Raw genomic sequence first — 19,718 nt, 5'->3', positions numbered from 1 at the left:
TGTCAAGTCTTACAATACATTTGTACTATCCTGGGGTAGCGATCGCACTCCTGCAAGTGCCTTAACAAAAGTTCATACAGTGTCGATTACTTTTGTCCGACTACTTAGTATACAGGGTAATAACGGTAGCGATGTTCTTGATGGTGGACCTGACGATGACAATCTAGATGGTGGGTTGGGTGATGACCGTCTCAATGGTTTCACAGGCAATGATTTGCTTTATGGTGACGATGGCAATGACGAGATCCACGGCTATATGGGTCGGGATACCCTTGACGGCGGTGGTGGCAATGACATCCTCTACGGTCAGCAACATGGTGATTTGCTCCGAGGCGGATATGGGGACGATGTTCTCTATGGCGAAGATAACGGAAAACAGGGGCAAAGCTATGACGGTAGCGACGACAATGACACACTTCAAGGCGACTTCGGCAAGGATTATCTCTTCGGCGGTCTAGGCAATGATTACCTCGATGGTGGTAATGACAACGATTACCTTGATGGTGGTAATGGCAATGACAACCTCAAAGGCGGTCTAGGTAATGATAACCTCGATGGTGGTGATGGCAACGATTCTCTGAACGGCGAAGACGGTAATGATGTTCTCTTTGGTCGAGGTGGCAATGATTACCTTGAAGGTTATTGGGGTAATGATAACCTCAATGGTGGTGACGGTGAAGATAGCCTCTTTGGTAGTACGGGTGATGACATCCTGAGAGGAGAAGCTGGAAACGACTCTCTCGTTAGTGGGACTGGTAACGATGTTTTAGATGGTGGAGATGGTAACGACTCTCTCTACGGTGAAGGAGATAACGATACTCTCTCTGGTGGAAATGGCAGCAACGTCCTTGATGGAGGTGACGGAACTGATACTGCTGATTACAGATTTTCTAGTAATCCTGTTGATGTCAATTTAATCAATGGCAATGCCCGATTTTCTGGCAATACAGATCGGTTAACCTCGATTGAAAATGTCATTGGCTCAGGTAGTAACGATGTACTGGTTGGTAATACTGGAAATAATACTCTGTCTGGTCAATCTGGGAATGATAGCCTCTACGGTGAGAGTGGCAACGATCTTCTCAGGGGTGAAGAAGGCAATGACGAACTGCACGGATGGGAGGGCAATGATACCCTAGAAGGCGGAACTGGCAACGACACTCTCTACGGTCAACAGGGTAATGACAGTATCCAAGGTGGAGACGGCAATGACCTTCTCTATGGGGATGACAGCAATGACACTCTGAATGGTGGTGCTGGGAATGACTCTCTCTTCGGCGGCGCTGGCGATGATTACTTCGAGATGGAAGAGGGAAGCGATACCATTAACGGAAGAGAAGGTACCGATACCTTGGTTTTGTCCGGTACAAAAGACCTCTATAACTTTACCGAGACAGCGACCGGATGGCGAATTCTTGCACCCAATGGTGATGTAAAAATTGCGATCGGAGTTGAGAATTTTGAGTTTAAGTCCGCTCCTCAAGTTGACAATTTCGACCTGAGTTCAGTCTTCGATCGTGATGTGATTATCAACAAAGGCTTCTTCAACGTAGACTCGTCACAAACGGGACTGAGTACCTTGAATGAAACCCTTGTCACTCAGTCTTTTGCACAGTTTAAAGCTTCTTGGAATCCCAATGGTTTGCCCGACAACGGCTTTTTCTCAGCTAATGCCTACCATCCAGACGTTCAGCTAGGCTACAAAAATGATAACTTTGACAACAACGCCAAAGTCCTCACCACTAACAACACATCCTTTACCTTCAACCTCACATCTAAGCAATATTCAGCAATTCACCTGTTTGCTACTAGTACAAGAGGCAATGCAGAGATGGAGGTGACATTTAAATATACCGATGGCATCACGGAAAGAAAAACTGCCACTGTTCCCGACTGGCTTGAGGAAATTCCCAATGAATCATTTGACCGTTACTATCTGATTGACGGAATGGATTACAACGTCAATACAAAGGGAACAGCATTTACTGATATCAACGATGTTGCTATATTCGGGTTTGGCTTCAAACCCAACCCAGTTAAAGCATTACAAAGCATTACTGTCAATAAAACCACTGGTTCGGATAACAATTGGCTGGGAGTTTTCGGAGCTACAGGTGTTGTAAGCACAACGCTTACCGCAGAAAGTGTAAGGAAATACTACAGCAGTCGCGTCATCGACGGTTACATTGCTAACGGGAAGATCTTCTTCGATGCCAACTTAAACGGGGCATTGGATGAGAATGAACCCTTTACGATTACCCTGGCAGATGGCAGCTTCGACCTGAACGTGGATGTTGAGAAGTTTGATACCAACCAAAATGGTGAACTCGACTACACCGAAGGCCAGTTTGTCCAGATGGGAGGGATGGACATCATCGGTGGGGTGGATGCTGCTACTGGCTTGCCGATGGCGACACCACTGACTTCTACCCTTAATTCAACGGTTGTCACGCCGTTAACGACGATTATCGCTGAGATGGTGCAGCAAGGAACTGACCCAGCAACGGCAGAAGCTGGGGTGAAAGCGGCGTTAGGTTTGCCTTCAGGAGTTGATTTGGGTAGCTACGATCCTCTCGAAGCGATCGCCAAAGGTGATGCTCAAGGCATATCGGTGTTTGGCTCGATGATCGTGGTGCAAAACACGATCGTCCAGATGGCGAAATTCCTCGATGGGGTTTCCGAAAAAGAAGTTGCACAACTGGCATTTAGTGGGATTAGTGCGATCGCCAATCAAACCAAGAGCAACACTCCAGTAGATTTAGGTAAAGCCGAAACCATCCAAGCGATTCTCCAAGGTGCAATTACTAAAGCAGCACAGTCTGACCCTCAAATTAACCCCACAGAATTGGCTGCTAGTGCTGCTGCTGCTGCTCAAATCATGGCTTTAGGCAACCAAATGGTTGGGGATCTCGTCGCTAGCGGTCGTCCAATCAAAGATATCGCTACCGACATTACCAAATTGCAGGCGGTGTCTGTTGGTCAAGTGGCAGTAGGACTGTCGGAACTGGCTGCGGGTACTGTATCGGTTGAAGAGTTCCTCGCTAACAACACCAAAGAGGCGATTCTTTCTCGGATGGAGAAGGTGCAGGTGAATGACCCCACCGTTCGTCCAGAAGTGAAAGCGATCGATTTCTCTAATCCCGGCACTGACGGTGGTGATTCTTCTAACCCCAGCCCTCTCCCTGCTGATGGTAGTGTTAATCCCTCACCTACTACACCTAATAATGATGGCAGTGTTAATCCTTCACCTACTACACCTAATAATGATGGCAGTGTTAATCCTTCACCTACTACACCTAATAATGATGGTGGTAGCGACACTTCACTCCCACCCATCACCCGCTTACCTGAGTTTAATGGCATCTTTTTCGACCCCAATTTTTATCTAGGCCGAAATCTTGATGTAGCCGCCGCCGTACAAAGTGGAGCATTCGGTACAGCCTTTGAACACTTTAGTAAATTCGGTTTTGCTGAAGGACGCGCTCCCAATGCAGTATTTGCTTCTGACTACCTGACCAAAAATCAAGATGTAGCAACAGCAGTTACTCAAGGCTTCTTCAAAGGCGGCTTTGAACACTTCATCAAGTATGGAATGGCTGAAGATCGCGACCCCAGTTCTCGGTTAGCTGGTTTTGATATGTTTTATCTGGCAGAAAACCCAGATGTTGCACAAGCAGTTAAACAAAGCTCATTCAAAAATGGGCTGGAACACCTGATTCATTTCGGGATGCTGGAAGGTCGCGACCCACAGCCTCGCTATAGTGTTGTCGTCGAAACCTTCGATCCAACTTTCTATTCTGCTAATAACCCGGATGTCGCCCAAGCGGTTCAACAAGGCTTATTCCGCAATAGCTTTGAACACTTCGTTAACTTCGGAATGAAAGAAAGTCGCAATCCTAGTTTGTTATTCAACAATAGCTATTATCTGGGTCAAAACTCAGATGTAGCAGCAGCCGTTACTCAAGGCTTATTCAAGAGTGGCTTTGAACACTTTATGAAGTTTGGCATGGCTGAAGGTAGGGTTGGTGCAACTATTGTTGGTTCTGACTCAGCAGATAGAATCGAAGGCAATGCGGGAGCCAACATTATTTTTGGTAATGCTGGTAATGATACCCTGATGGGTGCTGGCGGTAATGACCAACTCTATGGCAACGAAGGTGATGATTTCTTAAATGGCAACCAGGGTCGGGACGCTGTGTATGGTGGCAAAGGCAACGATGTTATCCACGGTGGCAAGGATGATGACCTGATCTCCGGTGACGTAGGAAATGACTTGCTTGTCGGCGACCTTGGTAATGACACTTTGATTGGTGGTGCTGGTGAGGATGTGTTTGTTCTGGATGCTGCTACTGGAGTAGACGCGATCGTTGACTTCCAAGCAGGTCAAGACCGACTGGGATTATTTGGTGGTTTGAAGTTTGAGCAGTTAGCGATCGCACAAGGTACTGGCATCAATGCACAAAATACTTTGGTTCGCATTGCCGCCAATCAAGAATTGCTGGCAATTCTATCTGATGTGTCAGCTAGTTCGATTACGAATTCTGCGTTTACTGTGGGTTGAACGTGAATAGTCCTGAAGGGGCGCTATCCCGTCAGTAGTACTTTTCTTAAAAAAGCCCAGATATAACCCACATTCCGCACCCGCAACTGTCACACATCAATCAAAAGGGGATTTAGTAGTAAAAATGAACTAAATTGGAAACAGAGAAAAGAGACTTAATGATAATTAATAGCATTAAGCTGGGGAAGCGGGTTGGGGAGGAAAGAAAACAACATTCATAGTAAAAAAAATTAATTTACCACCACAGGATAAATGGGAAAATTGCCTTATGTGGTTCAAGTTGTGGAGAACTCTGTGGTGATGTTAATGAATAACGAGATAGAGATTCAAAAAATAGTTGTGGGTGCGGAATGTGGGATTTAAGAACAGATCGCCAGATGCGATCGCTTCTATTTGTGGATGGGATTACATCATCTTCCCCGTTATAAAATTTCTACATATCCTTCTGTTCCATGCAAACGAATGCGTTGCCCATCTTCGATCAGTTTGGTAGCATTATCCACTCCGACCACTGCTGGTAAGCCATATTCACGTGCAATAACTGCTCCGTGGGTCATCAGTCCACCTACTTCGGTGACCAGACCTTTAATAGATACAAACAAGGGTGTCCAGCTAGGGTCAGTAAAGGAGGTGACTAATATATCTCCATCTTCGAGTACGGCGTCTTCCATGTTTAAGATGACACGCGCTCGTCCCTCTATAATTCCGGAAGAAACAGGTAGACCGACAATAGCTGCGGCTGGGAGATTTTCTCGTTTGTACTTACCTAAAATAATTTCACCGTCAGACGTAATCACACGTGGGGGAGTTAGTTTTTCATAAAATTTGTACTCGTCTTTTCGTTTGTGGATAATTTGATAATCCAATTTATTTGTACTTACGACTTCGCTACATTCTTCAAAAGTGAGATAGTAAGTAGTCGGACAAAAGTAATCAATACTGTGTTAATTTTTGTAAAAGTTACGCGATCATTGCCAGCAGGCTGATTGAGGGTATTCATAAAACTTAAGACAGTTAACATTATTTATATCCGACTACTTAGATATTACTCTGGAGGGTCAATCTGAGGAATATCGGCGCAAGGTGTTGGAGTTGGCTTTTAAGGGTAAAATTGAGCCAACTGACCCGATATTTCTGATTTTACTGGCTACGGGGCGATTGGAAGTGCTGATTCGAGAAAGTCCGAAACCGGAGGATTTTGAGTTAGCGTTTACTCACTGGATGGGGCGGATTAATAAGACGCTGGCGAATTACGAACGGGTGGCGGTGGAGAAGCAAGAGGGGCAGATTGCCTCTGCTGTTCATTCTCTGGTGCGTCAGACAGAATTGACGAAGGTGGCGACATCTGCACGTTCTTTGGTGGCGGCGGCGGGTGTGCTATTGACGACGTTGGGTGTCGGTGCTTTGATGGGATGGATGGGTATGCTTTGGTCGCAAGGAGGGTTTGCGCCGGGGGAAGCGGTTCATTTGACTCAGGAGCAGGCGGAGGCTTTGCGGTGGGCGACTAGCGCTGAGGGGAAGTTTGCTCGGAATTTGATCAAGTGGAATTCGGATAGTCTTACTGGTCTAGAATGTAAGAAGGATGTCAAGCGATTGGGGGTAACTCTGGAAGTAACCGGAAGGCCAGCGACTTCAGGATTCTGTACCGTTTGGGTAGAACCTGTGGAAAAGCGAACTTTTAAAGATTGAACGTCAGTTATTTACATAATAGATACAGAACAAATATTCGCTGCCAATAATTTTCCTGCTTTGCATCGCTTTAAATTGCGAAATAAACTGAACGAATTTAAACTGATTACGATTGATTTAGGATAATTAAAGGATTATTGGTCAAGCGATGCTTAGTGTTGTAAGTCTATTTAGCGGTTGTGGAGGCTTAGATATTGGCTTTAAGGAGCTTGGATTTGAGCTAATATATGCTTGCGATATTGATCCTGCTGCGGTTGATTGTTACTCAAGAAATGTAGATCAAAATGTATTCCTGCAAGATGTTACATCTAGCGATTTCCATAAAGATATTAAGCAGTTAGGACACTGCGATGTAGTTTTAGGTGGTTTTCCATGTCAAGGTTTCTCTAAAGCGGGGCCCAAAAATGAGAATGACAAAAGAAATACACTGTATACTCAGATGTGGGAAGCAGTTAATAAATTGCGACCTGCAATTTTTATTGCAGAAAATGTAGATGGAATTAATCAAAATTTTAAAGGGAATTACCTAAAACGTATTATAGAAGACTTTAAACAGATTGGGTATAGAGTCGAATATCGTACTCTAGATGCTGTATGGTTTGGAGTTGCACAGCACAGAAGAAGAACTTTCTTCATTGGTGTTCCAGAAGAAGCAGAGAATACATTTCATTTTCCATCTCCTACTTATGAGATTAAAGCAAGGAATGGAGAATACAAGTTATTACATGGGTTAAATTTTAACGAAATTAGTTCTAATAATTTAAAACCAGTTTTGACAATTAAAGATGTCATTTCAGATTTACTTGAGCTTGATCGTGAAATCCCAGATCATAAAGTTGTTAATAACTGGCCGGAAACCTATAAATTTATATTTAAAAGTATAAAGCAAGGACAAAAGCTTTGTAATGTTAGGCACGCTTCTACATCTGTATATACTTGGGAAATACCAGAATTTTTTGGAGAAGTTACTGAAAGAGAGCGTATTATTCTTGAAAATATAGGAAAGCATCGCCGTCATAAAAAGTACGGGAATATACCTAATGGAAATCCTATACCCGCTAAAGAAATTGAAACGCTTTCGCAAATTACTGATATTGAATTAGAATTAAAGTCCCTAATTTCTAAAGGTTATTTGAAGCAAAAAGACAACAAGTATGATTTAAAAGGAGCAATGTTCTGTTCAGGTTTATTTAAAAGACCGTTTTGGAATGAACCGTCACCCACTATTCTTACTAACTTTTATAATCCGCGTTATTTCCTGCACCCCCTCAAAAATAGACCATTTTCATTACGAGAGTGTGCCCGTCTCCAGGGTTTTCCAGACAATTTTATTTTTACTGATGATGGTTCTCAGCTAGATCTCGTCAGTGGATATCGCCTAGTTGGTAATGCTGTACCTCCTCCGATATCAAAACTATTTGCTAAAGCTACATTGGATTATATTTGTAGTTCTCAAAAGCATCTTTCTATTTTTCAGAAAGACCAATCGATTTCCCTGTCTCAACCTTTAATGTATTCGGCCATGAAAGTACCTACAATCGCGCTAGATTTACAAACCCAACTGAAAGAATTTGATATCTGGATTACTCCATCTTTAGGAGAAATCCAAGATAGTGAACGTTTTCAGCGAGTAATGGATAGCGTAGTGGAAATTTTTGAATCATTAGCAGCAGCGACAAGCAATTTTAATCACATAGACTCATGTAAAGCTACTGCCATAGCTAATACATTTATTAAGCTTATTCAAAATAAAAATGAGCCAGAAGCAAAGAAATATCTTGAAGCACTCGCTACAGTTTTGTTTCTGGTAACTGGAAAGTCAGATAATAATAGCAAATGTCAATTACCGATTTATTTAAGAGATGAGGCTGGTTGGGAATCGCTACCAGCTATAAGAAGAAGTCAAGGAAAAAGTTTAGTTTATTATAAGAAGATTCCTAGAGTATTGAAAGCAGAAGCTTATATGAAAAATGTTGCTGATTTATCAGTTAATAGAGATCGGCAACAAGAACTTTTACAGGAGTTTGTTAAGTTCGTTTTGAAAGATGAGTCTTGCGTATCTCAGCTATGGAGCATTGGCCATAGCTATATAATGTTGAAGCAGTTTCAGAAGGAGCGTGATTTACTTGCTCCTCTTATTATTTTTCAAGTTAGAGGCTCAGTTTCAGCTTCAGGTGGACACAAACCAGAGATCTTGTTAAGGGAGAGATTTACAGAGTGGGGACTTCAAGCAGGCATTGACTTTAACATGACAGATGTAGTCGTTGAGCCTGAAGCAACAAAAATTGCAATTAAAGAAACTGAGCAGCTTGAGGCAGAACAAGAACTACTAAACACTACTGATGAAAAGCAAGAAGAGGTAGGTGAAGTTAAGAAAACTCGCGCCTATGATTTTGTATTACCATTTAAAACATCAGGTTGGAAACCCAGGATATTTATACAGTGTCAGTTTTATGCGGGTGATTCTGGTAGTGTTTCTCACAAAAATATAGATCAAACAGAAACTTCCCGAAATTATGTTCTTGGATTTATACCAGATGCCCGTTTTATTGAATATGTAGATGGAGCAGGTTATTTTTCTTCCCTCAACGGTGATTTGAAAAAGTTATTGTCAAAGCCTACAACAACCTCATTTTTCCAAGTAAGAAGCGCAGCGGTTCGACTGCGGAGAGAATTACAGGAGATAGGCTTTTTAGTACCTTTATCATTAGAGCAAGCTATTGCACGGTCAGATGGGGATAGAGACAATACCAAGCAGATTCTCCAGCATTCAGGATACTCTGATTTAGAGATAAATAGATGTTTGCAAACTTCTTTAGAGCGAAATTTAATTTTTGAAGTTAATGGTAACCTCTCGCTCCAAGAAAATAGGCGTTCTCTAGTTAGGAGGTATTTTCTTCTTGATGTAATTGCTCAACATGGAAAACCAGCGGAACGCAAAGGAGAATTAGTAGGTTCAATCATTATTCCTGGGTATGGGCCTTTTTATGGCATAAAGTTGACTAATTTAGTGGCTGAAGCTTCTCAACTTGCTCCAGGTTTTCGTAATGATTGGTCTAACCCAAAGGTGATAATGGAAGATATTAATTGGCTTTGTGATGAGCGTTTAGCAATGCTTTGTTAAAAAATAATTACTGACAAACTCTTGCTTGGCACTTAAGATTTTGGCTTACCAGTCTTTTGCACAATATAGTGCAAGGGACGAAAGAGAAATTTGGCTGGTGATGCAAAGGTGATCTTCCGCTATTCTTAGCGGTTAAATAATGAGTTTTTTAGGAAGTCATTCTATAAAAGTTCACAAGTTTTCTTTACTAAAGCATTACCCAATTCCCTCGGTTCTAGCTTATACAATCCACCCCCATACACGCGCCCCTCACCCATCAGTGCTTCATCAGAAATACGATCGAGCGCCGACCACACCTCTTTCAGCAATTTTGGCTTCTCTAAAAGCACTTTGGCAAGAGCAGGCTTAGGATACAACATCAAGTAAACATTGGTAGCTGTCGCCCTTGAATGATTGAGGATAAATCGAAAAGGTCTACCTCTACCAGTATCCTGACGACCCATATAAGTACAGAGGAACGGAGAAGGAGGACGCTTTTCCTGAGCATACCAGGGAGAGCGATGCTTGCAGAGATAGCGATCGCAAATCCCCTGCCCTACCCCCATCTGCAAATATTCCCAAAGCGAAGGATACTTAGCTTTCACCACATCTGGGGGTAAATCGCACGATAGCAGAAAAAGCTGGTGAACGAGAATCGGATTTCCCAAGCCATCTGCTTCAATTTCATCCACGGATAACAGCCGGGGAGAAGGCAAAACTGGCTGTAAAAACTCGCTCGGCAATTGATATGCAGAAATTTGCTCCGGTGTCAACACAAAAAAATCATTCGCTCCCGTCGCCAACCCCCGTTTTATAGTGAATAAATCCTTCAGCTTCAAAGGCTGTTCTTGAGAACTCACTCTACCAGACACCAACCCAAACTTAGTCCACTTAGCTGTACCGCGTAACGACTCCAACGACATCATCACAGACATCTTAGGTTCTGTCAGACTTCCCCCGTAGGTGAACTCAACAGCATGGTTAGCAGGTGGTAAAGCTTTCTTAAACCAAACCACTGCGGACGATACCAACGCATCCTCAAATTGTACGTCCACCGGATCGAAACAATGAATTCGCAGCAAAGTGACGCGGTTGAGCAGATAATCCTTAATTGGCTGTCCGTAATTTACATCCATTAATCCAGTAGGAATCAGCCACCCAGCCAACCCATCAGTCGCCATCCAAGCATCTGAAATACATAAGAAATGACAGTAAAGACTAGCCAACTGACTGAGTTTTATTCCGGCTGTCTGTTCTGTTACCCGTTGCAACCGCAGCTTTTCAACTCGGCTCAAATGATGATGTCGGACATAAGGAGGATTGCAAATAAGCAAATTAGCTTTAGTATTGTCAGAATTGGGTGGTACAGCCTTGGTAAAATCTGCAATATTTAGTTGAAGTGGAGTATCGCGCCAAAGTTCGATCGCTTCATCTCCATAATGAGGGTCAATTTCGTATGCGATCGCTTCTACAATTTGCGATAAAGAAAATTGCTGCAATAATGCAGAGTAGAACGCTCCCGTCCCCAAAGCCGGGTCAAGAAAACGAATTTTTTGATCTGTTGGTAATAACGTTTTAGCATATTTCAAAATATCTGCTGCTAATGCTGTAGGCGTGGCAAACTGACCCAACTTATTTCTCTCTGTTTGGGTTTTTGCACTATCCAGTTGTAACTGTCGCAAAGTTCGTATTGATTCTGTGGTAGTTAAATTCATATCCCAAACACTGCTAAGTCTTCTATTCGATGTTCCCATACCCAGTCAATCCCTTCAGCAGCTTCATAACCCAAATAACCGCTATCGAAATAACCGCAAAGAAACAGAATGAAACGGATATTCTCACCGTAGTTATTGCGTAATTGAGCCATCTTAACTGCTTCTTCTTTCCTTCGCTTATTGGGATTGGTATAGTCTCCGGCGGATTTCGCTTCAATCAAAAGCGGTAGCTCATCTGAACTCGACTGAAGAGGTTTAATTACAACATCAATTGGGATATTAATTTGTTTAGTACCTCCCTGTAAAACTATGGGAATGTTGAGTCGAAAGGAAAAAGTACCAGGCTGCATTCTCTCAAAACTTAATCGGGTTCCTCCCCCAATATACGAGTAGCCGCGCTCTTCCAGCCATTGCCTAATCATAGCCAACTGTCTGCGCTCTTGCGCGTTGCGAATAATTGGATCAGAAATAGCACCACACAAACGGTCTGCAACAATTGTCGCTGCTCGGTGAATTTCTGTATCAGTTGGTTGCCGTCCCGTGTCCAACCATGAGAAGATATCTTTGTCTGCTAGTCTGGCAATGATTTGACTGATTTTTCTCAGTTCTGTATCCAGAATAGCCCGCTCTGTTTTGGGTGGAATTCGCTGTTTTTCTTCCATATTCTTGACTAAGTTGGACGACACCCCAGCTAAACCGATCAGACGGTCACGCGCAATGGGTGGTGCTGTCGCCATCCTTAGAATAGGAAGAACAGATGGATACTGTTGCAGTATACCAGGTGTAATATTGGTGAGATTAGCTGTCTGTTGTAATGCCGATTCGACTTGTTGAGTGGTAACTAAACGAGTATCGCGGTAAGCTTGAGGAGCGAACTGCATAAACCAATTGTTGTAGAAATCAACCGACTGGGCAATATCTGACTTCCACAAATGTGGTTTATCCGCATTTACTGACACTCCTTGACCTCCAACCGCGACACTCGATTAAGTAATTTAGAGGAACGGGGAAGGAGGACGCTTTTGGGAGAGCATACCAGAGAGAGCGATGCTTGCACTCTTAGCGTGAAGCGTAGCTATCCCGTAGGGAATCGCTCTCCCCCTCTCTTACTCATTAATAGTTTCTGCTGCTTTACCCTTACCTTGAAGTCTAGCCAAACGTTGTTCTCGCAAACCAGCTTCTACCATCGCAATTAATTCATCAAGCTGGAGTGTGACTAAATCGATTTGTTGGTTAACTTCGCGCCACCTAGCAACACTTCGCGCTCTCGTCTGGGGGTCTGGTATTTGAGCTTGTTCATTCATGGCAGATTCCAGTTTTGTTTAGTTTCAGAAATGCTTGCCTCTACAGCACCGATTAATGCCTCAGTTTGCTGAATGGTTTGAGCCAATAAGTTCAGCATAGCATCAGGAGCGAGCGGCTGGTATTCAGCTATTCCCAGCGCCAAGGTATGCAAACGCGAATAAGGCATTCTTAGTCTCTCGACACTACTCTGCATCTGATCTAATTCTGGTAGGGTTGCCTCATTCTCCCCAAACCGTTCAAATATGCCGAACTCTGTAGCTTTGGCTTCATCAATCAGTTCTACCAACCGTCGCTGCAAGTAAAAGATAGTAGTTAAAGTTTGCTCTGGTAATTTGGCCATTATGCCCCAGATAAAGAGAAGACAAGACTATATGATACCCAAGAAAGCTGCAATTACCAGAAGAAACGCGATCGCCTCTCTAATTTCATTACTACCCCACCGCCAATTCTGTAAACTTCCGCATATAAGGCGACCTGTATCCTAGCACGATATCAGACTTAGGCACTCCAGCTTCAATTAACTCATTCGCTATCCCCACCTCAGTTCCATCTCGTTGAATCCAAATTTTTCCCTCTCTAATCTCAATGTGAATAACACATCCAAACACTCGTCTTTCTCCACGCCACCCGACATGAAACATCAGATAGCGATCGCGATCGACATCGAAAGCAATTTGAGTTTCCACTTCGCAATCGTCGCTATCGCACTGACTATGTTTTTCGATAATTGATTTAATTAATTCTTTATATTTCTCTATTTCCATAGTACAATTTCCTCTCTAATCGGACTGTCGCAAAGTTCGTATTGATTCGGTTGTAGTTAAATTCATACCCGCAACAATGCTAATAAACAGTTTTTATTAGCCATGCTTACACTAAAGTGCGATCGCCAAGTAACAAAGCTACCATTGATATAAATTGTGCGACAACCAGCTGCTTTGAGTTGTTCCATTGCCATTCGCAGCCCACGCATTAAGCGCAACCTCAGATCGTTGGTTCCGAATCGTTCTACAAACTCTTCCCATTCGCAAAAATGCACTCCAGGTGGCAGATTGCCGTTTTCATCAAATTCTGGAATCACTTCCTCACACCTTAACATAGATCGATGTCCGGCTCTTGAGCGTACCATATTGCAACCCATGTTGGAAAATTGCGATCGCTATGCGTGCGCGTTAGCGCCAAAGCGCATTCGCATAGCGTGGGTTATTACCGCAACTCTAGTTAACCAAACCAGCACGAAGGGCGCGAACAGCAGCAGAAGTGCGATCGTCACAAGATAACTTGGTTAAAATATTACGGACGTGAGTTTTCACAGTACCCAGTGAAATATGAAGTTCCCCGCAAATTTCTTCGTTACTGTACCCTTCCACAATTAACTGGATTACATCCCTCTCTCGTTGAGTCAAAGGATTAACCGTAAGTAACTCTTTGTCTTCTGGATTTAAAGCATGAATTGAGATAGTTGGAACACCAGCGGGAATGGCAGCTTCTTCAAAAGGATTATCTATTCTTGTCAAAACAATTCTGGCAATAGATGAATCGATCCAATTTGCGCCTGAGTGAGTTTCGACAATTGCATCCACCAGTTTCTCAAACATAACATTTTTCATGCAGTAAGAATCTGCTCCCGCTGCAAAAGCTGCCAGCACGGAATCCTCATTATCCTGCATCGTTAAAATCAGAACTTTTGGCTGTTTGTCAAGGTTTGAAGTTTTAGCTTTGATAAACTCTTTAAACCTCTTGGTTAATTCGATTCCATCGACTAATCCCGGTAAGCCTATATCGACTATTGCTACATCTGGCGGCGTTTTTTCTAGCAGGGTTATACCTTGTAAGCCGTTAGCAGCTTCCCCAACAAATTCGATATCTTCACAATCCTTTAAAGCTGCTTTGATTCCAGATCTAGTTAAATGATGGTCTTCAATTAAAGCGACACTAATCTTGTTGTCCATAGTTGTCTCCTAAAAAAGGATGAGAATACTCTCGAAACAAGTGGTTAGATTGAATTAGGAAGGTGAACCGTAAACACGCTACCTTTACTTACTGTTGATTTAACCTGAATACTACCCTTGTGAGCTTCCACAATCCGACGGGATAGATGCAATCCTAAACCACAGCCAGCCCCAGCATGATTTCCAGTACGAAATCTTTCAAACAGCATAGTTTGCTCTGAAGGTCTAATACCTGGCCCAGTATCTTCTACGCTAATGCTTACGGATTCAGTATCTTGACGAACAGCAATTTTTACCTGACCGATATCGGTGAACTTAATCGCATTTCCGACTAAGTTGGTTATCACTCGGCGGAGTTCGATACAGTCTCCCTTAATTTTGATTGGAGTTGTATCTTCATAAATTAAAGACAGATTTTTTTCAACAGCCAGATGTTCTAGTTCTTTTACCACGTCTCGAATCATCTTGTTAAGGTTGAAAGGTGCGATCGCTAATCTCTTACATCCAGCTTCAAATCGATGTACCTCCAATAGAGTATTGACTAATGCGAGTAAATTTTCATTGCTATCGCTGACTGTCGTTATTGCTTCTACCGCCTGACTTGGCAGTTCCCCAAATTTCCCTCGGTAGAGTAGAGACAACATTCGATCGGCTGCTACTAATGGCGTTCGCAGATCGTGGGTAAGACGCGAAACAAAATCCTCTTTCGCCCTTGTCATTTCCTGCATCGCATCGATGCTATGTTTCAACCTGAGAAGACTGCGGACGCGAGCCAATAATTCTTGCACTTCAATTGGTTTGCAGACGAAATCATCAGCACCCAAATCCAGCCCATCTGCTATATTCGTTGAATCGTCAGCCGTAACAAGCAGAATTGGAATAAAAGGCAGTTGAGTATTAGAGCGAATTCTGAAAGTCACTTCGTAACCGTCAACATGAGGCATCATCACATCCAGAAGGATTAAATCTGGTGGCGATGCTTCGATACTTGCGATCGCATCTAGTCCGTTGTCACTCGTACTGACGTGGTAGCCTTCTTCTGAAAGGATGGTTTGGATCATAAATAAGTTATCGGCTACATCATCAACTGCCAAAATTTTGCTAGGCTTATTTTTCATTTGCTGGATTTCCTTTCTCCCACCCAGCCGACACTTAATAGTGAGTCCGTATCATCTGTTCGGTGGATTAAGCTAGAAATTTTTTGATAATCGTGATGCTTTTGCGCTTCTTCTAACTTTCGCTGTTTTTTAATTCGCTGTAAGTAGTCTTTCAATCGAGCATAGCACCATCCGACTTCCGAGCCTAAGTCGTAGATTTGTTGAGATTTTAAAGCTCCGAATAAAATTTTTCCGAGGGATTTGGAAGTTCGATCTGATAAAATTCTTCGACTATTTTTGCCTGCCATGAAGCCTTGCCAAAACTTCTGACTATTGGATGAGTTGTGAATGTTGAGCCGATAATAGCGCAGCTTTGATTTCAGCCACTCTAGGTCTTGTTTTCTTTTATCTGCTAGCGAATCGTCCGGCTGATAATTATGCCAAACTTGGACGAGGGAGTTTAGAACTTGCTCGAATTCTGTGAGATAGTCAGTTGGAGTTACTAAATGGGCTGTTCTAGGAAGTAGCTTATGGTTTGAGAGAATGTTAGCTGGCGACATAGTAATGAACCTTTACAGGATTTGATCCGAATTGCCGTTTGTTTTTTTCGTCTCTAAAAACCCAAATTATCAACTGCTCAGATTGAGTGAGTTCTACCGAAAAGATGATTTTTTATTCATTGCTGCCGCTAGTTAGAATTTTTAAGATGGCTTCTATTTCTAAAGTGATAGCTTTTTTGCACGATCTCATACTAAATCCGGGTTAACGACCCACATTATAATCAGCTGCAGGGGAGCAGAGGGAAGAGAAGAGGAAAAATATAAAGGGGGTAAATAACCCGGATTTGATATCACAGCTAATCCGTGACCTAGATCGATGAAAAAATGCCCCATCAAGTGATAGAGCATTTTTTCACAAAGACTTAAGTTTCCTAGTATTTCCAACTCGTATGGATGCGTTACAATATTTGTCTTCTAAGTTAAGTTGTTAACAAAGCTTCTAGGTCGGTGAGGATTTTTTGGAGACGTTTCTGCTTTTTAGGGTCGCTCCAAACTTTTGATTTGTTAGCTTTCGTCAAAGCTTCTTTAATTTGGTTTTTCAGACCCTCCTCTGGTTTTTCTGACAATGTACCTGTTTTGAGGGCGGCAATTCGTTCTTTAATCTGAGTTAAAGAAAGATTTTCGGCAATAGCAGTTTCGAGCAATTCTTTTCTAGCTGACTCGTCTTTTACTTTCGCGATCGCACGCGCCTTCGTGTACTCGATTTTTCCTTCTCGAAGTTTCTCAAGTATGTCCTTTGGAAGTTTCAAAAGAGAAAGCCGATTGCTGACAAACGACTCCCATCCCATCTTCCCTAACCGCTCGAATACCTCTATCACCGTTTCGGCTTCTGGCTGAAGGATAACGTTATCATTCGTTCGTTGAACGTCATTTTGCATTCGGTAAAGCAGCTTGCTAACATCATCGGTCGAGTATTCGAGGTGATGGGAAAGCAGTTCCAGAATACCTTCAGTTTCTTCTACCGGATTGAGGTCTTCCCTTTGCAGGTTTTCGACCAAAGCTATGTGTAATGCTTGTTGTTCCGTTAGTTCCCGAATAGTAACGGGAACTTCTTTCAACCCGATTTCACGAGCGGCTCTGTAGCGCCTTTCGCCTGCGATTAGTTCGTATTTACCATCATTCAGAGGTCGAACCAATAAAGGTTGGAGAATGCCATCGGCTTTAATGGATTCAACCAAAGACTGCATTGCGCGATCGTCGAAGTATCGACGGGGTTGAGAAGCTGGAAGTTTTATCGAATCAATATTTAATAGCTTCTCTGAAGATCCATCCGTCTCATCATCTCCAAACAAAACGTTCAAGTTGGCTTTCCCTTTATATGGTTGGTCGTTTTTACTTGGCATTTAGTTTCTCCATTTTTGCAGCTAACTGGTCTAATATTTTAATGACAGCATTCCTGGGTTCGTAGACAGCAAGCGGAACTTGTTTTTCTGACGCATCTACAAAAGCAGTTATTCGCGGGATTGGGCTGTAAACCGGAGCGACGGGAGCAAATTGCTCTTGAATTGCTTTGAGAGTGCGTTTGTCCTGGGAGTTAGTCGCGGCGTAACGAGAAGGAACGAATCCGGCTATTTGTAAGGTGCGATTTCCTTTTTTTCTGACTCTAGCGACGGTTTGTAAAAGGAGGTTTGTTCCTTCAAATGCTTTATAGTGAGTTTCGATCGGCACTAAAACATGAGTAGCAGCTACCAAACTGATATAGCTCAATAGTCCTAAACTGGGAGGACAGTCGATGAGGATGAAGTCGTAGCTGTCCTTAATGGGAGCGATCGCATCAAGTAGGCGAACTTCTCGAAAATCCATATTCACCAGTTGGATTTCGGCAGCACTGAGATTAATGTTGGTAGGAGCCAAATCCATACCGTGAATTTTATTGAGGATAGATAGAGGTTCTTCGTTGACGATGGCATCGAATACTGTTTTTTCTAAGGAAGCGGGGTCAATCCCCATGAAGAGTGTGAGAGAACCTTGGGGATCGATATCGATGAGAAGAACTTTATTGCCACGTTTTGAAAGTTGATAGCCCAGGTTGAGTGTAATTGTCGTTTTACCCACTCCGCCCGCTTGATTGAATAGCGAGATTACCTTATTATTGGACATTTTTTTCTCCTATTGCACACCGTTCGACTCGTGTGAAGGAGGCTACGGGTGAGATTGTAAATTGATTTGCGCTTGAATGAAGATTGAGGATGTTTTCACTTTGGGGGTGAATCACTGTACGTTAAACGTTCAAAATAACTATAGATATACTCTCATATTTGCGCGATATATCTATAGGATGATCATTTATTTTTTAGAGTTGTGTCAAAGTATAGTTTTTCTCTGGCAGAAGCAGCAGCATTGTCTTCCGCAATACCGTTTGCGCCTGTTTCTTGTGGTGTCCCAAGTTGTAGTGCTGTCTGGGCTATTTCACCAAAACATGACAAAGCTGGTATAAAGTTAGTGGAGGATAGGATAAGTGAAGCAAGCTGGTGGTTAAGGCAGATTTTGGTACTTTAATCAAAACAAAGTAAATTTGTCCTTTTTTGAGCAGTTAGGTTCAAATAACAGATGTAATTAGGCGATGGCGCTTTTGGTAACAAGAATAGAATGACTGCATCGGCTTTGTTCTGTATCGTTCGGATTAAAGAGAGTTAATCCGGTAGACGTACCGATAGCAAGATGAGTGCGTGATAGGTTTGGTTATTGAGATACGCCTTATCAAAGTAACTGAACGCTTATGTCTTTAGCTATCATGCAGAGATTTTCCGCTGACCATATTTCCAGACTTAAACAAATAGGACTTGCCTTTTTTGAGAAAATAGCAACCGACCAAACAATAGCAGGAGAAAGCCAAGATTTTTACCAAGGTCTGCTGGTTGGATTCGACCGAGCAGTTAAGCTAATAGATGAAGAAGACGGAGTGCGATCGCTTAATCTATTACAAGCTAAAATAGCCAAATTTATAGACGTAGAAACCAATTCTTTTCAAGCAGATCCAAATTCTACTCCAGCCATTAGCGATCGTAACTCGTTCATCCGTAGATTGTCTAAGAGCTACATCGCTAAACTCAAACAAATTGACGCAGAAGCTAACTTAGATTCTGATATAGAAGATTGTGTTTGTCCAAATGAAACTCAGGATTTCTACCACGGTTGTATTGCTGCACTTGATTTTGCAGTGTCCTTAGCTGGAGAGAAATATGCTTACGCTCAGATTAGCTTGCTCAAAACTAATGCAGCCTATTTTATAGATTTAAACAAAGATCGAGAACGTCAAGTTCATATCTCAGATAACAAAGGTTTGGCTTCTCGAAAACAAAAAGGTTTATATGAAAATCAAGTTTTAATTGATAATTGGGTACAGGTAGATAATGAAAGCTATCCTATCGATAAAATTGAGCAGTCTGATACAGACTTGCTTTTTACACAGGAAGAATCTTTAGACACTCAAACGCCGAAACAAGAGAATAGCAAAGGCGAGGAATCAAACTTGGATGATATAAATGCTTCTAGTCATTTGAGAGAACAATTATCGATTTTGCATTCAAATGACGAGATTGAAAACGAGCGTGCAAATTTTAAATTCCAAGTAGAACAACAGTTATCCAGCTTGGAAGAACAGCATCGGTTAGAAATGGAGACTCTGTTAAGTAGTCGGACAAAAGTAATCGACACTGTATGAACTTTTGTTAAGGCACTTGCAGGAGTGCGATCGCTACCCACGGATAGTACAAATGTATTGTAAAAATTGACA

General features: G+C 42.5%; 14 protein-coding genes and 3 pseudogenes. 4 read left to right on the top strand and 13 right to left on the bottom strand.

The window, feature by feature from the left end; genetic code table 11:
- Positions 1-4,561, top strand: a pseudogene (locus H6G03_RS32600) (calcium-binding protein); the annotation flags it as partial.
- Positions 4,562-4,983: 422 nt separating this feature from the next.
- Here H6G03_RS32600 and H6G03_RS38430 read toward each other — a convergent pair.
- Positions 4,984-5,475 (bottom strand): annotated as a pseudogene (locus tag H6G03_RS38430) (PEP-utilizing enzyme); the annotation flags it as partial.
- A 112-nt stretch (positions 5,476-5,587) separates the two neighbouring features.
- Here H6G03_RS38430 and H6G03_RS32590 point away from each other — a divergent pair.
- Together H6G03_RS32590 and H6G03_RS32585 are read left to right on the top strand one after the other, a co-directional pair.
- Positions 5,588-6,250, top strand: a complete 663-nt coding sequence (locus tag H6G03_RS32590) for a DUF6753 family protein (protein WP_190474231.1) — start codon at positions 5,588-5,590, stop codon at positions 6,248-6,250.
- A 148-nt stretch (positions 6,251-6,398) separates the two neighbouring features.
- Positions 6,399-9,374, top strand: a complete 2,976-nt coding sequence (locus tag H6G03_RS32585; protein WP_190474228.1) for a DNA cytosine methyltransferase — start codon at positions 6,399-6,401, stop codon at positions 9,372-9,374.
- Positions 9,375-9,535: 161 nt separating this feature from the next.
- Here H6G03_RS32585 and H6G03_RS32580 read toward each other — a convergent pair whose 3' ends face one another.
- From H6G03_RS32580 to H6G03_RS32525, 12 genes and pseudogenes are all read right to left on the bottom strand, one after another.
- Positions 9,536-11,068, bottom strand: coding sequence for an Eco57I restriction-modification methylase domain-containing protein (locus H6G03_RS32580; RefSeq protein WP_190474225.1), 1,533 nt, complete (start codon positions 11,066-11,068; stop codon positions 9,536-9,538).
- On the bottom strand, positions 11,065-12,027 hold the full coding sequence (locus tag H6G03_RS32575; protein ID WP_190474223.1) for a XamI family restriction endonuclease: 963 nt from the start codon (positions 12,025-12,027) through the stop codon (positions 11,065-11,067). The genes H6G03_RS32580 and H6G03_RS32575 overlap by 4 nt, the downstream gene beginning before the upstream one ends.
- Before the next feature lie 147 nt (positions 12,028-12,174).
- On the bottom strand, positions 12,175-12,372 hold the full coding sequence (locus H6G03_RS32570) for a hypothetical protein (protein WP_190474221.1): 198 nt from the start codon (positions 12,370-12,372) through the stop codon (positions 12,175-12,177).
- Positions 12,369-12,713: a hypothetical protein gene (locus tag H6G03_RS32565; RefSeq protein ID WP_190474218.1), complete on the bottom strand. Its 345-nt coding sequence runs from the start codon at positions 12,711-12,713 to the stop codon at positions 12,369-12,371. Before H6G03_RS32565 ends, H6G03_RS32570 begins: the two co-directional genes overlap by 4 nt.
- Before the next feature lie 91 nt (positions 12,714-12,804).
- A complete protein-coding gene (locus H6G03_RS32560) occupies positions 12,805-13,137 on the bottom strand; it encodes a XisI protein (RefSeq protein ID WP_190474217.1) in 333 nt (110 codons plus the stop codon).
- A 128-nt stretch (positions 13,138-13,265) separates the two neighbouring features.
- A pseudogene (locus H6G03_RS39915) lies at positions 13,266-13,454 on the bottom strand (DUF6932 family protein); the annotation flags it as partial.
- A gap of 136 nt (positions 13,455-13,590) precedes the next feature.
- Positions 13,591-14,325, bottom strand: a complete 735-nt coding sequence (locus H6G03_RS32550) for a response regulator (RefSeq protein WP_190474215.1) — start codon at positions 14,323-14,325, stop codon at positions 13,591-13,593.
- A gap of 44 nt (positions 14,326-14,369) precedes the next feature.
- Complete coding sequence (locus H6G03_RS32545; protein WP_190474214.1) at positions 14,370-15,443, bottom strand: ATP-binding response regulator; 1,074 nt, start codon at positions 15,441-15,443, stop codon at positions 14,370-14,372.
- Positions 15,440-15,982: a hypothetical protein gene (locus tag H6G03_RS32540; protein WP_190474213.1), complete on the bottom strand. Its 543-nt coding sequence runs from the start codon at positions 15,980-15,982 to the stop codon at positions 15,440-15,442. The genes H6G03_RS32545 and H6G03_RS32540 overlap by 4 nt, the downstream gene beginning before the upstream one ends.
- A gap of 419 nt (positions 15,983-16,401) precedes the next feature.
- Positions 16,402-17,325, bottom strand: a complete 924-nt coding sequence (locus tag H6G03_RS32535) for a ParB/RepB/Spo0J family partition protein (RefSeq protein WP_190474212.1) — start codon at positions 17,323-17,325, stop codon at positions 16,402-16,404.
- On the bottom strand, positions 17,315-18,082 hold the full coding sequence (locus H6G03_RS32530; RefSeq protein ID WP_190474211.1) for a ParA family protein: 768 nt from the start codon (positions 18,080-18,082) through the stop codon (positions 17,315-17,317). The genes H6G03_RS32535 and H6G03_RS32530 overlap by 11 nt, the downstream gene beginning before the upstream one ends.
- 182 nt (positions 18,083-18,264) lie before the next feature.
- Entirely contained in the window at positions 18,265-18,408 is a 144-nt protein-coding gene (locus tag H6G03_RS32525) for a hypothetical protein (protein ID WP_190474210.1), read from the bottom strand.
- A 293-nt stretch (positions 18,409-18,701) separates the two neighbouring features.
- Here H6G03_RS32525 and H6G03_RS32520 point away from each other — a divergent pair, with 293 nt between their 5' ends.
- Positions 18,702-19,646, top strand: coding sequence for a hypothetical protein (locus tag H6G03_RS32520; RefSeq protein WP_190474209.1), 945 nt, complete (start codon positions 18,702-18,704; stop codon positions 19,644-19,646).
- Positions 19,647-19,718: the final 72 nt, after the last annotated feature.

Origin of the sequence: Aerosakkonema funiforme FACHB-1375 (assembly GCF_014696265.1) — a bacterium.
GTDB lineage: Bacteria > Cyanobacteriota > Cyanobacteriia > Cyanobacteriales > Aerosakkonemataceae > Aerosakkonema > Aerosakkonema funiforme_A.
Note: the sequence above shows the minus strand (reverse complement) of the source record. Positions and strands in the feature narration are given on the sequence as shown.

Excerpts from the sequence above, each read along its gene's own strand:
- H6G03_RS32585 (WP_190474228.1), top strand. The coding sequence starts at position 6,399 with ATGCTTAGTGTTGTAAGTCTATTTAGCGGTTGTGGAGGCTTAGATATT.
- H6G03_RS32580 (WP_190474225.1), bottom strand. The coding sequence starts at position 11,068 with ATGAATTTAACTACCACAGAATCAATACGAACTTTGCGACAGTTACAA.
- H6G03_RS32550 (WP_190474215.1), bottom strand. The coding sequence starts at position 14,325 with ATGGACAACAAGATTAGTGTCGCTTTAATTGAAGACCATCATTTAACT.
- H6G03_RS32560 (WP_190474217.1), bottom strand. The coding sequence starts at position 13,137 with ATGGAAATAGAGAAATATAAAGAATTAATTAAATCAATTATCGAAAAA.
- H6G03_RS32570 (WP_190474221.1), bottom strand. The coding sequence starts at position 12,372 with ATGAATGAACAAGCTCAAATACCAGACCCCCAGACGAGAGCGCGAAGT.
- H6G03_RS32530 (WP_190474211.1), bottom strand. The coding sequence starts at position 18,082 with ATGTCCAATAATAAGGTAATCTCGCTATTCAATCAAGCGGGCGGAGTG.
- H6G03_RS32535 (WP_190474212.1), bottom strand. The coding sequence starts at position 17,325 with ATGCCAAGTAAAAACGACCAACCATATAAAGGGAAAGCCAACTTGAAC.
- H6G03_RS32540 (WP_190474213.1), bottom strand. The coding sequence starts at position 15,982 with ATGTCGCCAGCTAACATTCTCTCAAACCATAAGCTACTTCCTAGAACA.
- H6G03_RS32565 (WP_190474218.1), bottom strand. The coding sequence starts at position 12,713 with ATGGCCAAATTACCAGAGCAAACTTTAACTACTATCTTTTACTTGCAG.
- H6G03_RS32545 (WP_190474214.1), bottom strand. The coding sequence starts at position 15,443 with ATGAAAAATAAGCCTAGCAAAATTTTGGCAGTTGATGATGTAGCCGAT.
- H6G03_RS32520 (WP_190474209.1), top strand. The coding sequence starts at position 18,702 with ATGTCTTTAGCTATCATGCAGAGATTTTCCGCTGACCATATTTCCAGA.